General features: G+C 68.6%; 14 protein-coding genes. 3 read left to right on the top strand and 11 right to left on the bottom strand.

What is annotated here, in order from left to right:
- Positions 1-11 precede the first annotated feature (11 nt).
- Entirely contained in the window at positions 12-977 is a 966-nt protein-coding gene (locus tag MSG_RS10295) for an alpha/beta hydrolase (protein ID WP_096439356.1), read from the top strand.
- A gap of 57 nt (positions 978-1,034) precedes the next feature.
- Here the strand turns inward: MSG_RS10295 and MSG_RS10290 are convergent, their stop codons facing one another.
- Both MSG_RS10290 and MSG_RS10285 read right to left on the bottom strand, forming a co-directional pair.
- Positions 1,035-1,892 carry an LLM class flavin-dependent oxidoreductase gene (locus MSG_RS10290; RefSeq protein WP_096439354.1) on the bottom strand — a complete coding sequence of 286 codons (858 nt, stop codon included), beginning with the start codon at positions 1,890-1,892 and terminating at the stop codon, positions 1,035-1,037.
- A complete protein-coding gene (locus MSG_RS10285; RefSeq protein WP_096439351.1) occupies positions 1,889-2,647 on the bottom strand; it encodes an SDR family oxidoreductase in 759 nt (252 codons plus the stop codon). The genes MSG_RS10290 and MSG_RS10285 overlap by 4 nt, the downstream gene beginning before the upstream one ends.
- A 126-nt stretch (positions 2,648-2,773) precedes the next feature.
- Between MSG_RS10285 and MSG_RS10280 the strand changes: the two genes are divergently transcribed.
- Both MSG_RS10280 and MSG_RS10275 read left to right on the top strand, forming a co-directional pair.
- Positions 2,774-3,754 carry an Lrp/AsnC family transcriptional regulator gene (locus MSG_RS10280; RefSeq protein WP_096439349.1) on the top strand — a complete coding sequence of 327 codons (981 nt, stop codon included), beginning with the start codon at positions 2,774-2,776 and terminating at the stop codon, positions 3,752-3,754.
- A gap of 51 nt (positions 3,755-3,805) precedes the next feature.
- A complete protein-coding gene (locus tag MSG_RS10275) occupies positions 3,806-4,387 on the top strand; it encodes a pyridoxamine 5'-phosphate oxidase family protein (RefSeq protein ID WP_096439347.1) in 582 nt (193 codons plus the stop codon).
- A 72-nt stretch (positions 4,388-4,459) separates the two neighbouring features.
- Here MSG_RS10275 and metK read toward each other — a convergent pair whose 3' ends face one another.
- From metK to MSG_RS10230, 9 genes are all read right to left on the bottom strand, one after another.
- Positions 4,460-5,671, bottom strand: a complete 1,212-nt coding sequence (metK, locus tag MSG_RS10270) for a methionine adenosyltransferase (protein WP_096439345.1) — start codon at positions 5,669-5,671, stop codon at positions 4,460-4,462.
- 129 nt (positions 5,672-5,800) lie between these two features.
- Positions 5,801-7,051, bottom strand: coding sequence for a bifunctional phosphopantothenoylcysteine decarboxylase/phosphopantothenate--cysteine ligase CoaBC (coaBC, locus tag MSG_RS10265; protein ID WP_096439343.1), 1,251 nt, complete (start codon positions 7,049-7,051; stop codon positions 5,801-5,803).
- A gap of 69 nt (positions 7,052-7,120) precedes the next feature.
- Positions 7,121-7,453 carry a DNA-directed RNA polymerase subunit omega gene (gene rpoZ, locus MSG_RS10260; RefSeq protein ID WP_096439341.1) on the bottom strand — a complete coding sequence of 111 codons (333 nt, stop codon included), beginning with the start codon at positions 7,451-7,453 and terminating at the stop codon, positions 7,121-7,123.
- A 73-nt stretch (positions 7,454-7,526) separates the two neighbouring features.
- Positions 7,527-8,153 (bottom strand): guanylate kinase, encoded by a 627-nt coding sequence (gene gmk, locus MSG_RS10255; protein WP_096439339.1) that lies wholly within the window; start codon positions 8,151-8,153, stop codon positions 7,527-7,529.
- Positions 8,154-8,213: 60 nt separating this feature from the next.
- A complete protein-coding gene (gene mihF, locus MSG_RS10250; RefSeq protein WP_003407240.1) occupies positions 8,214-8,531 on the bottom strand; it encodes an integration host factor, actinobacterial type in 318 nt (105 codons plus the stop codon).
- 466 nt (positions 8,532-8,997) lie between these two features.
- Entirely contained in the window at positions 8,998-9,825 is an 828-nt protein-coding gene (gene pyrF / locus MSG_RS10245) for an orotidine-5'-phosphate decarboxylase (protein WP_096439337.1), read from the bottom strand.
- Positions 9,822-13,184, bottom strand: coding sequence for a carbamoyl-phosphate synthase large subunit (gene carB / locus MSG_RS10240; RefSeq protein ID WP_096439335.1), 3,363 nt, complete (start codon positions 13,182-13,184; stop codon positions 9,822-9,824). Before carB ends, pyrF begins: the two co-directional genes overlap by 4 nt.
- Complete coding sequence (gene carA, locus MSG_RS10235) at positions 13,184-14,314, bottom strand: glutamine-hydrolyzing carbamoyl-phosphate synthase small subunit (protein ID WP_096439333.1); 1,131 nt, start codon at positions 14,312-14,314, stop codon at positions 13,184-13,186. Before carA ends, carB begins: the two co-directional genes overlap by 1 nt.
- Entirely contained in the window at positions 14,311-14,808 is a 498-nt protein-coding gene (locus tag MSG_RS10230) for a PH-like domain-containing protein (RefSeq protein WP_096439331.1), read from the bottom strand. The genes carA and MSG_RS10230 overlap by 4 nt, the downstream gene beginning before the upstream one ends.
- Between the last annotated feature and the right edge of the window lie 50 nt (positions 14,809-14,858).

The raw sequence follows: 14,858 nt of genomic DNA, 5'->3' as shown, positions 1-14,858 counted from the left end.
ACGGTGGACGAATGATTGAGCCGCCCCTCGCCCGACCAGAGATCGACCCGACGTTCAAGGCGTTGCTCGACGCGTTCACCATGACCTTCAACGCGGACGACGGCGTCGAGTTCGCCCGCGCGCGGCTGCGCCAGCTCAAGGTGCCGGAGGAGATGCTGCCGGAGCTGCGCGTCGAGAACCGGACCATCTCGCACGACGATCTCGCAGACATCCCGGTCCGGATCTACTGGCCGCCCGACACCGCGGCACCGCCGCCCGTCGTCGTTTTCTACCACGGGGGCGGTTTCGCCCTCGGCGACCTGGACACGCACGACCCCGTCGCCCGCATGCACGCGCTCGGCGCGGAGGCCATCGTCGTGTCCGTCGACTACCGCCTCGCCCCCGAGCACCCCTTTCCGGCCGGCGTCAACGACGCCTGGGCCGCGCTGCGGTGGGTCGGCGAGCACGCCGCCGAGCTGGGCGGCGACCCGGCCCGCATCGCCGTGGCCGGTGACTCCGCGGGCGGCAACCTCGCGGCGGTCGCGGCGCTGCTGGCGCGCGACAACGGCGGGCCCGCGCTGACGTTCCAGCTGCTCTGGTACCCCGTCACCACGGCCGACCTGTCGCTGCCCTCGCACACCGAGAACGCCGTCGCGCCAGTGCTGGACCGCGAGGTCATCGAGGCGTTCCTGACGTGGTACCTGCCCGGCGTCGACATCGAGGACGACCCCACGACGCTGCCCGTCACGCTCGCCCCGGCCAACGCCCCCGACCTGTCGGGTCTGCCGCCGGCCTACATCGGTACCGCGGAGCACGATCCGCTGCGCGACGACGGGGCCCGTTACGCCGAGCTGCTGACCGCCGCGGGTGTGCCCGCCGAGCTGAGCAACGAGCCCACGATGGTGCACGGCTACGCCAGCTTCGCCCTCGTGATTCCCGCCGCCGCCGAGGCCACCGAGCGCGGGCTGCGAGCACTGCGCAAGGCGTTGCACCCCTAGGACTGTGCTGAATTAATCGGCGCCGCGAAACGTGGAACCGCCAAACAGCAACGGGCCCTAGAGAATCGCGTCCGCGAGGAAGTCGACCTGTTCGACGGCCTCGGTGGTGGGGTGAAAGAGCAGCCGGTCGAAGCCGAGGTCCCGATAACGCCGGACCGTGTCGCGGGCGTCGGCCGCCGAGCAGACCATATCGGCGACATTCACCCGTGCATAGTCCGGAGCGAATCCGTAGTAGCGCGCCAGGTGTTCCCGGCCCGCCGCGACGGCCGCGGCCGGTCCGAGCCCGAAATTGACCGATGCTTGCAGATAGGGACGCCCGGGCCGGCCGGCGGCCTGCCAGCCGGCCCGGATGCGTTCGGCCAGCCCCGCCTGTTCGTCATGGTGGCGCACGGCCCCGGCCGCCCACCCGTCGCCGGCGCCGACCACCCGGCGCACCGTGGCCTCCGACCGGCCACCGAACAGCACCGGAATCGGCCCGGGCGCGGGACACAACGCGGCGTCATGGGCAACCCGTTCACCGGTCCACAGGCCACGCAACCGCTCGACCTGCTCGTCGAGGATGCGGCCCCGCCGTTGGAAGTCGGCACCGGTACTGGCATATTCGTCCGGCCGGTTGCCCACCCCCAGGCCGACGACCAGCCGTCCGCTGGAGATCCGGGCCAGGCTGGCAAGTTGCTTGGCCAGCGGAACCACCGGATACATCGGGGCGAGCAAGACATTGGTCACCAGCATCAGTTCGGTCGTGGCGCCGGCCGCGGTGGCCAGCGCGATCAGCGAGTCGACGCCGGGGTAGAACAACCGATCGATCGTCGTGACGGATTCAAAGCCACGCTCTTCGCCGCGGCGTGCCCAACCGAGGACGACGGGCCCGGCGACGTCGGCGATGTGATTCGGCAGGCCGATTCCCAGCTTCACAGCACATCCGTGGCGGTGACAGCGGCGTTGAGGGCGACCAGCGTGCGGCCGTAGTGACCTTCGTGTTCGGCGTAACGCACCGCGCGGGCGGCTTCGACGACGATTTCACCGGCGCGAGGCTGCGCGGCCAACCCCGCGAGGACTTCCGCGACGAACTCGTCGGCATCGATCGCCTCGGCGCCCCGCGGACCGTCCATGTCCGTGCGCACCCGCGGCGGAGCGACCTCGATGACCTGAATACCGGTTTCTTGCAACAAGATACGCAACGATTCGGTATACGAGTGCAGGCCGGCCTTGGTGGCGCTGTAGGTCGGAGCGATGGCCAACGGGACGAAGGCCAGCGCCGACGTGACGTTGACGATCGTGGCAGCGGGCTGCCGCCGCAACGTAGGCAGGAGCAGCGACGTCAACACGATCGGACCGAGCAGATTGGTTGCGACGACGGTCGCCGACACGGCCGGATCGGGGGCGTCAGGGTTCTCCAGCGCCATCACGCCCGCGTTGTTGATCAGCACATGGAGATCGGGCCACCGCCGCTCGACCGTCGCCACGAACTCCCGGACGGACGCGGTGTCGGTGACGTCCAGCGGGTGCCACTCGATACCCGGATACGCCTCGGCGACGGCACGCAGCGCGGCGGCTCGTCGACCCGCGATCACCACTCGGTTACCGCGCCCGGACAACGCGATGGCCATGGCCCGCCCGATTCCCGTGCCGCCACCGGTCACCAGGATGGTGTTGCCGGTCAATTCCATTGGGGCGCCTCCTGTCTCGAACAGTCGACCTTCATCGTCGGTGACGCTGCCGAATAAGGCCAGCAAGACCCCCTGGACCGTCAGAAATAGGCGCACTGCGGCAGCTATATGTAAAGTTTCATCACTATGGAAGCGATCGACGGTCAAATCCTGCATGCGCTGCAGCTGTCGCCGCGGGCGCCGTTCCGACGTATCGCCGAGGTCATCGACACTGGTGAGCAGACCGTCGCGCGCCGTTACCACGCTCTGCGCCGTGCCGGCGTGCTTCGGGTGGTCGGTGTGGTCAACCCGCGGGTGTACGGCGAATACCAATGGGTCGTGCGAGTACACGCCAAACCCAACGACCTACCCAAATTGGCCGAGGCGCTGATCCGCCGACCCGAGGTCACCCACGCCAACGTGTTGTCGGGTGGCACCGAACTCGTCTGCGTCGTACGTGCTCCCGTCGACGACGGGGAGGCCGGGCTGCTGCACCGGCTGCCCCGCACGTCAACGGTGCTCGACATGCGGATCGATTTGGTGCTCAACGTATTCGGCTCACCGATGCACGCGCATTGGACCGGTTACGGGCACGGCTTGAGCCCCCAGCAGATCGCCGCACTGCAGCCGCCGGACCGCACCGACTCACCGCCGCCCGCGCAGCCGACCGCCGACGACCAGCCGCTGCTGGATGCGCTGGCCGACGACGGCCGCATTTCCGACAGCGCACTGGGTGAGCGCACCGGATGGTCGCCGGCGCGCGTCAAGCGCCGGTTGGTCGCCCTACAGGCCTGCGCCACCCTTTCCTACGATCTCGACATCCTGCCGGAGCGGCTCGGCTTCATGCTGACCGCCGTAGTGTGGATATCGGTCGTGCCCCGCCACCTCGCGTCGGTGGCCGAGCAGATCGTGCGGCACGACGAGGTCGCCTCGGTCGTCGCGGTCAGCGGTCCCGCCAATCTGATGGTCGTGGTGATCTGCCGGGGCGCGGAACACCTCTATGGCTACCTCACCGAGGAGCTGGCCACAGTCGAGCATGTCCGGGCCTACGACGTCAGCGTCCGCAGCAAGCGGCTCAAGCAAGTCGGCTCGCGGATCGCGCACGGTCGGTTGATCCGCGCCGGCTAGGACGGCGGGAGTCGCGGGCGATGCCCCGCCGCCGGACGCTAGCCTTGACGCATGACCAAGGAGTTTTCCAGCCTCGACGAGCCGCTGCGTGAATTCATCGCGGAGCAGGCCATGTTCTTCGTGGCCACCGCGCCATCGGAGGGCGGTCGAATCAACCTGTCCCCCAAGGGCTATCGAGACACGTTCGCGGTACTCGACGATCACCGGGTGGCGTATCTCGATCTGTTCGGCAGCGGCGTCGAGACCATCGCGCACCTGCGCGACAACGGCCGGATCACGGTCATGTTCTGCTCATTCAACCGCAATTCGCGAATCTTGCGGCTGTTCGGCACGGGTCGGGTCGTTCGCCCCGATGATGCCGAATTCCCCGACCTGCTGGCATATTTCGGGGGCCAGCACGCCGGGGTTCGCGCCGCGATCGTCATCGATATCGAGCGAATCGCCGACGCCTGCGGATTCGCTGTGCCCTACTACGAACTCATCGACGAACGCCCGGTGCTCGACACCTATCACGCGAAGGCCGGCGAGGAGACGTATGTCCGCGCCGTTAAGCGCAACCTGCACAGCATCGACGGACTACCGGCGCTGGACGCTGATCACCCTCTGCCGGGCCAGACTGCGCGGGAGGTTTAGCCCGCCGAGCGTGACACTGCAGTCACGTTCAGCGCCGAACATGACTGCAGTGTCACGTTCGAGGCCGAACGCCTAGACCGCGCGCTTGAGTTCGTCGACCTTGTCGAGCCGCTCCCAGGGCAGTTCGATGTCGGTGCGGCCGAAATGGCCGTACGCGGCAGTCGGCGCGTAGATCGGGCGCAGCAGGTCCAGGTCGCGCACGATCGCGCCGGGCCGCAGGTCGAACACCTCGGGCACGATCTTCTCGATCTTGACCGGGTCGACCGTGGCGGTGCCGAACGTTTCGATGAACAGCCCGACGGGGGCGGCCTTGCCGATGGCGTAGGCCACCTGCACCTCGACCCGCTCCGCCAGCCCGGCGGCGACGATGTTCTTGGCCACCCAGCGCATGGCGTAGGCCGCCGAGCGGTCCACCTTGGAGGGGTCCTTGCCGGAGAAGGCGCCGCCGCCGTGGCGGGCCCAGCCGCCGTAGGTGTCGACGATGATCTTGCGGCCGGTCAGCCCGGCGTCGCCCTGCGGGCCGCCGATCACGAACTTCCCGGTCGGGTTCACCAGCACGCGGGTGGACGACGCGTCCAGCGTGTCGTGCGCCAACTCCGTGAGGACGGCCTCGAGGACGTGCTTGCGGATATCGGGATCCAGGGTTTTCTCCAGGTCGATTCCGTCGGCGTGCTGGGTGGAGACCACCACGGTGTCCAACCGCGTCGGGACGTTGTCCTCGTAGCCGATAGTGACCTGGGTTTTGCCGTCCGGGCGCAGGTAGGGCAGCGTGCCGTTCTTGCGGACTTCGGTGAGCCTGCGCGCCAGCCGGTGCGCCAGCGCGATCGGCAGTGGCATCAGCTCCGGGGTGTCGCTAATCGCGTAGCCGAACATCAGGCCCTGGTCACCCGCACCCTGGGCGTCCAGCGGGTCCGCGGCGCCCTCGACGCGCGTCTCGTGCGCGGTGTCGACGCCCTGCGCGATGTCGGGCGACTGGCGGCCGATGCCGATGTTGACGCCGGCGGTCTCGCCGTCGAAGCCCTTGTCGGACGAGTCGTAGCCGATCTCCAGGATCCGCTGGCGAACGATGTTGGTGATGTCGGCGAACGCCTCCTTGGCGTTCGTGGTGACCTCACCGATGACGTGGACCTGGCCGGTGGTGACCGCCGTCTCGACGGCGACACGCGAACGCGGATCCCCGGCCAACAGCGCGTCCAGGACCGAGTCGCTGATCGCATCACAGATCTTGTCGGGATGTCCCTCGGTCACCGACTCACTGGTAAACAGCCGACCCGTCTCACTCACTGTGCGATCCTTCCATTCGTGCCGAATGTTAGTTAGACAAATTATTTTAAGCGCATCTGGTGCCGCCGGACGCAGCCGGGCTTTCCCAAGAGTTTCTAACAGCCTTCCGAGGCAAGCATCGGCGGGCCGCTAGTTGCCGTCGCTGTTGAGGAACGCGACGATCGAATCGACGATGCGACTGGCCATCAGCGTCTTGGAACCGTGCTGCAGCGCCGACTCGGCGCCGTCCGCGGCCAGCAGCCAGCCGTCGTTGTTGTCCACCTCGAACGCCCGGCCCTCCCCGACGGCGTTGACGACCAACAGGTCACAGCCCTTGCGCCGCAACTTCGCTCGCGCGTGGAACAGGACGTCGCCGTTGGCGTCGCCGGTTTCGGCGGCGAAACCCACGATAGCCCGCATGTTGGGCAGCTCCCCGTGGGCGCGGGCATGCACCGCACCGGCCAGCACGTCGTCGTTGCGCACCAATTCGATCGTCGGGGGGACGTCGGCCTCGTCGGCACTCTTTTTGATCTTGGCGGCGGCAACCTGCGCTGGCCGGAAGTCGGCGACGGCCGCGGCCATGACCAACACGTCGGCGGCGGGAGCGTGCTTGGAAACGGCGTCGGCGAGCTGCTGCGCGGAGCTGACGTGGACGACGTCGACCCCCGCGGGATCGACGAGGCCGACGGTGTGCCCCGCGACCAGCGTGACGTCGGCGCCGCGCTGGGCGGCGACCCGGGCGACGGCGTAGCCCTGCTTGCCGGAGCTGCGGTTGCCGATGAAGCGCACCGGATCGATGGGTTCGCGGGTGCCGCCGGCGGTGACGAGGACCTTGCGGCCCGCCAGGTCGTAGGGCAGGGCATCGTGGCGTTCCAGGAGCAACTGCGCCAGCGTGGTGATCTCCTCGGCCTCCGGCAGCCGCCCTTTGCCGGTGTCGGTGCCGGTGAGCCGCCCAAACGCGGGTTCCAGCACCACGGTGCCGCGGCGGCGCAAAGTGGTCACGTTGTCGACCGTGGCCGGGTGTGACCACATCTCGGTGTGCATCGCCGGGGCGAACAGCACGGGACAGCGCGCCGTCAGCAACGTCGCGGTCAACAGGTCGTCGGCCCGTCCATGCACCGCGCGAGCCAGCAGGTCGGCGGTGGCGGGCGCCACGACCACCAGGTCGGCCTGTTGGCCGAGGCGCACATGGGGCACCTGGGGAACGTCGGAGAAGACGCCGGTGTGCACCGGCTGACCAGACAACGCCTCGAAGGTCGCGGCCCCGACGAAGCGCAGCGCCGCATCGGTGGGGATGACGCGGACCTCGTGGCCGGCCTCGGCGAGTTGGCGCACCACGGTGCACGCCTTGTAGGCGGCGATACCACCTGAGACGCCGACGACGATGCGCTTGCGATCCATCTACGCCGCACCTTCGCGGAGGATGTCGTAGCGGCTCTCAGAGCTGATCACAGCGCCCGACCTGTCCTGTTACTCGCCCTCGGTGTGTTCGAGCAAGTCCGAGTGGATCTCGCGCATGGCGATGGACAGCGGCTTTTCCTGCAGACCCGGCTCGACCAGCGGGCCGACGTATTCGAGGATGCCCTCGCCCAGCTGGTTGTAGTAGTCGTTGATCTGCCGGGCGCGCTTCGCCGCGTAGATGACCAGCGCGTATTTGCTCGAGACGCGATCCAGCAACTCATCGATGGGCGGATTGGTGATGCCCAGTGGGGTGTCGTAGGCGCCTTGTCCACCCGCCGACGGATCGAACGGATCCAGGGCGGGCAGGGCGGCCAGCGACGCGTCGGACTGCGAATTACTCACTAAGACTTTCTCCTGGCGCTAAGAGCTGTTGAACGGCGTGAACGTGATGCTGGTGGGCGTCTGGCGAGGCGGCTCATGCCGGGTCAGGCGCATTGTCCACCAGCAAGGATACCAATTCTGCGCAGGCAGACTCCAATTGACTGTTGACGACGACGCGGTCGAAGTCGTTCTGAGCTGCCAATTCGATACGGGCGGTGTCCAGGCGACGGCGGATGGCGTCCGGCGTCTCGGTGCCGCGTCCGATGAGCCTGGCCTCCAGGTCTTCCCAGCTAGGCGGGGCGAGGAACACCGTCAGGGCTTCGGGCATCGCTTTCTTGATGGCCCGGGCCCCGGCCAGGTCGACCTCGATGAGCACCGGCAGCCCAGCCGCGGTGGCGGCCCGCACCGGCTCGGCCAGTGTGCCCGATCGCTGCAGGCCGCCGTGGATCTCCGCCCACTCCAGCAAGTCACCGTTGTCGATGAGCTGCTGGAAGCGGGCCGGACTGACGAAGTGATAGTCGACACCGTCGACTTCACCGGGCCGCGGCGCGCGCGTCGTGGCCGACACACTGAAATGGAGGTTCGGAATCCGATCCCGCAGGCACCGAACCACCGTCGACTTGCCGACCGCGGAGGGACCGGACAGCACGACCACACGCCCTGGGCCGGCAGGCCCGGGACGTGCCCCGCACTCGACGTCCGGTCCCTCGCCGGAGCTCATAGCCGCTCCTGGGTCGGTACCCCCCACAGGCCATCCGGCCTGCATAGTCGCGGGGTTGGGTTAGGCGGAGCCGAACTTTTCCAGCAGCGCCTTGCGCTGCCGGTCGCCGAGACCGCGCAGGCGGCGGGTCGGCGCGATTTCCAGTTCGGTCATGATTTCCTGCGCCTTGACCTTGCCCACCTTGGGCAACGCCTCGAGCAGCGCAGAAACCTTCATCTTGCCCAAGACTTCATCGCTTTCGGCGTCCTTGAGCACCTGCGTGAGGTTGGTGCCACCGCGCTTCAGCCGGTCCTTGAGCTCTGCTCGCGCTCGACGTGCGGCAGCCGCCTTCTCCAACGCGGCCGCGCGCTGCTCGTCGGTCAACTGGGGAAGGGCCACGATTCCTCCGTATCTGATCACTCATTTGTCTCTGCCGGGGCCTTCAGCCCCAGCGGAGACGACCGTACTCACGGTTCCTGACGAAATCTAACCCGACCCCCTGGTTAAGGGCACAAATGCGCAGCGTGGACGCGCCGGATGGCGGCAGCCGACACCGTGCCGGACATCGCTGGAAGCCACGGCGAACGGCCGTCGCCGCGTCGTGAGAGCCCGGCCCACCCGGCGTTTATTTGCCCTCTAGCTGCGGTTTTTCCGTCGCTACGCGGGTACCGATGGCGACTTTCCCCACCGCCGCGGACGGCCCTGACCCGTAGCGGCGCGGCCCCGTGCCTCGGATCACGGATTTGTCGCGGCGTGTCGCGCGTGTCGCCCCGGCGGGCGGCTGTGTCGGGAGCGCGCGACGGCGGCGTTTGCACCGGCGAGAGGCCCGAAAAGAGCCGGGCTCGATGACCGCCAGCGGGCCCGGCTAGCTGACCGACAGGTACGAAACGGCTTCCAGCATCCGTTCGCCCGCGGCCCGCAGCTTCGCCACGTCCGGCCCGGCGCGGAGCACCTCGCGCGCCACCGCCGGCAGCAGCTGCCCCGGCGTGGCCCCTCCGAGGCCCGCCAGCGCGTCGGGACGCCCGCCCTGCACGCCGACGCCCGGCACCAGCACCGGGCCGCCCAGCGCGCTGACATCGGGCGCCTCGTAGACGGTCGCGCCGACGACAACGCCGACGTAACCCGGCTCGTTCGTGGTCGAGGACCGGTTGACCACCGCCGCCTGGTCGATGACCAGCTGGGACACCGTGCGGCCGTCGAACGTGGCGCGCTGCACGGTCCCGCCCTCCGGATTGGAGCTGGCCGCCACGACGAACACGCCCCGATCGTGTGCCGCCGCGGCCTCCAGCAGCGGGCGCAGCGAACCGAAGCCCAGGTAGGGCGAGGCCGTCACCGCGTCGGCGGCCAGCGGCGAGTCGCCGGCCCAGGCGGTCGCGTAGGCCGCCATCGTGGTCCCGATGTCCCCGCGCTTGGCGTCGGCCAGCACCAACACGCCGGCCGCGCGCAGCGCGGCGATGGTGTGCTCCAGGACGGCGTACCCCGCGGAACCGTACGACTCGAAGAACGCGACCTGGGGTTTGACGACCGCGAAGCCCGAGAACGCTTCGATACAGGTGTCGCAGAACGTGGCCAGCCCGTCGACGGTGGTCGGCAGGTCCCAGGCGCGCAGCAGCTCGGGATGGGGGTCGATGCCCAGACACAGCGGCCCGCGGCTGAGCTTCGCCGCGGCCAGCCGGGCGCCGAACCCGGTCATCGGCCGTTACCCCCGGCGCCGATCTGACTGTGCAGCTCCTGCAGCGATCGCACCCCGATCCCGCCGCGGATGCCCGCCTCGATGCCCTGCACGGCCGCCGAGGCCCCCTGCACGGTCGTCACGCAGGGAATGCTGGCCGACACCGCCACCGAGCGGATCTCGTAGCCGTCGATGCGCGGACCGGAGTTGCCGTAGGGCGTGTTGATCACCATGTCGACCTCACCGGCCTTGATCGCTTCGACCGCCGAGACCGCCGGGCGCCCCGGCTGCGGCGGCTCGAAGTGCTTGCGCACTTCGTCGCAGGGAATCCCGTTGCGGCGCAACATCTCCGCAGTTCCCTCCGTGGCGAGCACGCGGAATCCCAAGTCGTACAGGCGTTTGACCGGGAACACCAGGGATCGCTTGTCGCGGTTGGCGACCGAGACGAACACGGTGCCCTCGGCCGGCAACGAACCGTAGGCCGCGGTCTGGCTCTTGGCGAACGCGCTGCCGAAATCGCGGTCGATGCCCATGACTTCCCCGGTCGATTTCATCTCCGGGCCGAGCAACGAGTCGATGGCCGACCCGTCGGCACGGCGGAACCGGTGGAAGGGCAGCACCGCTTCCTTGACCGCGATCGGGGCGTCCTGCGCCGCGTTGGCACCGTCCCCGAATGCCGCCAGCAGCCCCTCGTCGCGAAGCTGGGAAATGTTGGCACCCAACATGACCCGGGCGCAGGCCTTGGCAAGCGGAATCGCGGTGGCCTTGGACACGAACGGAACGGTGCGGCTGGCCCGCGGGTTGGCCTCCAGGACATAGAGCACGTCGTCCTTCAGGGCGTACTGCACGTTGAGCAGGCCGATCACGCCGATGCCGTGCGCGATGCCCTCCGTCGCGCGGCGCACCTTTTCGATGTCGCTGCGGCCCAGCGTCACGGGCGGCAGTGCGCAGGCCGAGTCGCCGGAGTGGATGCCGGCCTCCTCGATGTGCTCCATGATGCCGCCGATGTAGACCTCCGAACCGTCACACAACGCGTCGACATCGATCTCGACCGCGTCCTCGAGGAAGCGGTCCACCAGCACCGGGTGCTCCGGGGACAGCTCGGTGGCACGGGTGATGTAGTCCCGCAACGTCTCTTCGTCGTAGACGATCTCCATGCCGCGCCCGCCGAGTACGTACGACGGGCGCACCAGGACCGGATACCCGATGTCGTCGGCGATCCGGCGAGCCTGGGCGAATGTCGTTGCGGTGCCGTACTTCGGCGCCGGCAGCCCGGCACTGGCGAGCACGTCGCCGAAGGCGCCGCGGTCCTCGGCCAGATCGATGGCCTCCGGCGGGGTGCCCACGATGGGCACGCCGGCGTCGGCGAGCCGCTGCGCCAGACCCAGCGGGGTCTGCCCACCGAGCTGCACGATGACGCCGACGACCCCCGGGCCGCCGGAATTCAAGCCGGCCGACTGCGCCTCGGCGCGGTACACCTCGAGGACGTCCTCGAACGTCAGCGGCTCGAAATACAGCCGGTCGGCGGTGTCGTAGTCGGTCGACACGGTCTCCGGGTTGCAGTTGACCATCACCGTCTCGAAGCCGGCCTCGCTCAGCGTCGTTGCGGCGTGCACGCAGCTGTAATCGAATTCGATGCCCTGGCCGATCCGGTTCGGCCCCGAGCCCAGGATGAGCACCTTGGGCTTCTCGGTCTGCGGCGCGACCTCGCTCTCGGCGGCGGGGTCGAGCTCGTAGCTGCTGTAGTGGTAGGGCGTCTTGGCCTCGAACTCCGCCGCGCAAGTGTCCACCGTCTTGTACACGGGGTGGATGTCGAGCCGTTCACGCAGCGAGCGCACCCCGTCCTCACCGGCCAATTCCGGTCGCAGCGCGGCGATCTGGCGATCGGACAGCCCGCTGTGCTTGGCCTGCCGCAGCAGGTCGGCATCGAGCACCGGGGCGTCGACGAGCTCGGCACGCAGGTTGATCAGCTCACCGATCTGCGCGACGAACCACGGGTCCACGCCGCTGGCCTCGGCGACCCGCTCGACCGAGGCGCCCTGGCGCAGCGCCAATTCGATGTCGTAGAGCCGGCCCTCGGTCGGGGTCTGCAGCCGGGTCAGCACCTCGGCGACGTCGCCGTGCGCGTCGGGCTTGGTCCAGAAGCCGGCTCGGCTGGTCTCCAGGGACCGCATGACCTTACCGAGGGCCTCGATGAAGTTGCGGCCCAGCGACATGGCCTCGCCGACGGATTTCATCGTGGTGGTCAGGGTGGGGTCGGCGCCGGGGAATTTCTCAAACGCGAACCGCGGCGCCTTGACCACGACGTAGTCCAGGGTGGGCTCGAAGCAGGCGGGCGTCTCCTTGGTGATGTCGTTGACGATCTCGTCGAGCGTGTAGCCGATGGCCAGCTTGGCCGCGATCTTGGCGATCGGGAAGCCGGTCGCCTTGGATGCCAGTGCGCTGGAACGGGATACCCGGGGGTTCATCTCGATGACGATCAGCCGCCCGTCGGCCGGGTTGATGGCGAACTGGATGTTGCAGCCGCCGGTGTCGACGCCGACCTCGCGCAGGATCGCGATGCCCAGATCGCGCATCCGCTGGTATTCCCGGTCGGTCAGCGTCATGGCGGGCGCGACGGTGACCGAGTCACCGGTGTGCACGCCCATCGGGTCGACGTTCTCGATCGAGCAAACCACCACGACGTTGTCGTTGCCGTCGCGCATGAGCTCGAGTTCGAATTCCTTCCAGCCGAAGATCGATTCCTCGATCAGCACGTTGGCGCTCGGGCTGGCGGCCAGCCCTGCGCCGGCCATCCGGTCGACCTCCTCGACCGAACGCGCCATGCCCGAGCCCAGCCCGCCCATCGTGAAGCTGGGGCGCACGACGACGGGCAGGCCGACCTCGGCGACCGTCTCGCGGACCTCGTCCATGGTGAAACACACTCGGCTGCGCGCGGATTCACCGCCGACCTTGGCGACGATGTCCTTGAACATCTGCCGGTCCTCGCCGCGTTGGATGGCGTCGAAGTCGGCGCCGATGAGCTCGACTCCGTGGCGCTCCAGCGCCCCGTTCTCGTACAGCGCGACCGCGGTGTTCAGCGCGGTCTGCCCGCCGAGGGTGGCCAGCAGCGCGTCGATCTTGTTGCCGCGCGCGGCCTGCTGGGCGATCACCTTCTCCACGAAGGCAGCGGTGATCGGCTCGACGTAGGTGTGGTCGGCGTACTCGGGGTCGGTCATGATGGTGGCCGGATTGGAGTTGACCAGGCTGACTTGCAGACCCTCGGCCCGCAGCACCCGGCAGGCCTGGGTGCCGGAGTAGTCGAACTCGCAGGCCTGCCCGATCACGATCGGCCCCGAGCCGATCACCAGGACATGCTTGAGGTCACTGCGCCGCGGCACTAGCGTGCCCCTCCTGTGTTGTGGGATTCCATCAGATCGATGAATTGGTCGAACAGATACTCCGCATCGTGCGGGCCGGCTGCGGCCTCCGGATGGTACTGGACCGAAAATGCCCGGCCGTCAAGCAGTTTGACGCCCTCAACCACCCCGTCGTTGGCGCAGGTGTGGCTGACGATGGCATGGCCGAACGGGGTGTCGAACCGCTGGCCCGCCTCCCCTTCGAGCGCGAAACCGTGGTTCTGCGCGGTGACGGCGACCCGGCCGGTGGCGTGGTCGATGACCGGGATGTTGATGCCGCGGTGGCCGAAGACCATCTTGTAAGTCGACAGGCCCAGGGCGCGGCCCAGGATCTGATTGCCGAAACAGATCCCGAACAACGGGATTCCGGCACCCAGCACCTCCCGGGTGAGCGCGACGACGCGGTCGGCGGTTGCCGGGTCGCCGGGCCCGTTCGACAAGAACACGCCGTCCGGGCTGAGGTCCGCGATCTGGGGGAAGGTGGCCGACGCCGGCAGCACGTGGCTGCGGACGCCGCGCCGGGCGAAGTTGCGCGGCGTGTTCGTCTTGATCCCGAGGTCCAACGCCGCGACGATGAACCGTTGTGGCCCATCGGGTTCCACGACGTAGGCATCGGGCGTGCTGACTTCCCCGGCGAGGTCGGCTCCCAGCATCGACTGCTGGCTCCGCACCCGCTCGACCAGCTCGGCCGGCTCGGCCAGGGAACCGCCCGAGAACACCCCGGCCTTCATCGAGCCGCGGCTGCGCAGATGCCGCACCACCGCGCGGGTGTCGATGCCGGCGATCCCGACGATGTCCTGGCGGACCAGCTCGTCTTCCAGCGTCCCGGTGGCCCGCCAGTTGGACGGGCGCGGCGACGGGTCGCGCACCGCGTAACCGGCCACCCAGATCTTGTCGCCCCGGCTTTCGGCGTCCTCGCAGTTCCAGCCGGTGTTGCCGATCTGCGGGGCGGTGGCCACCACGATCTGGCGGTGGTAGCTGGGGTCGGTCAGGGTCTCCTGGTAACCCGACATGGCGGTGGAAAAGACCGCTTCCCCGAGCGTCTGGCCGATCTTGCCGAACGGCCTTCCGGTGAAGACGCGGCCGTCCTCAAGTACCAGTTGCGCTTTCACGCCGCCTCCTCGACCCAGCCGTCGTATTCATCCCGATTGCTCGCCCGGAAGCCCGTGTCGATCTCGATGCCGGACGGCAGCCGCCATCGGATGGCCAGTATCCCATTGCGGGCGGCAAGCTTTCCGGCCATCTGGCGCTCGGTACGCACCTCGGCGATCGAGTCCTGCGGGATCCAGATCGGGTTTGCCCGGATACGTTGCAGCAGAATACCTTCCGGGTAACGACTCAGAACCGCCTTGCTGCGGTAGCCCAGATCGCCTGCGGTGACCCGCTCGGTCCATTCGGTGCCCAGGGTGGAGCCCACGTACACCCCGCGCAGCGTGGTGGTGGCGGCGCCGACCTCGATCGGCACGTCGGGCAGGTCGCCGATCAGCTCCTCCTGCCGCCGCGCGCGCCGGCGCCAGCCGACCATCATCAACTGGATCACGATGGCGATCACCACCACCAGTACGACAGCGAAGATCAGCGACCCCACCAGCGTGGCGGAGTTCATGCGCGCCGCTCCCGCCCACAGGCGCCGCTCAGGTGACGCACGGTCCGGTC

Source organism: Mycobacterium shigaense (assembly GCF_002356315.1).
Classification (GTDB): Bacteria; Actinomycetota; Actinomycetes; order Mycobacteriales; family Mycobacteriaceae; genus Mycobacterium; species Mycobacterium shigaense.
This window is presented reverse-complemented; position numbering and strand designations above follow the sequence as displayed.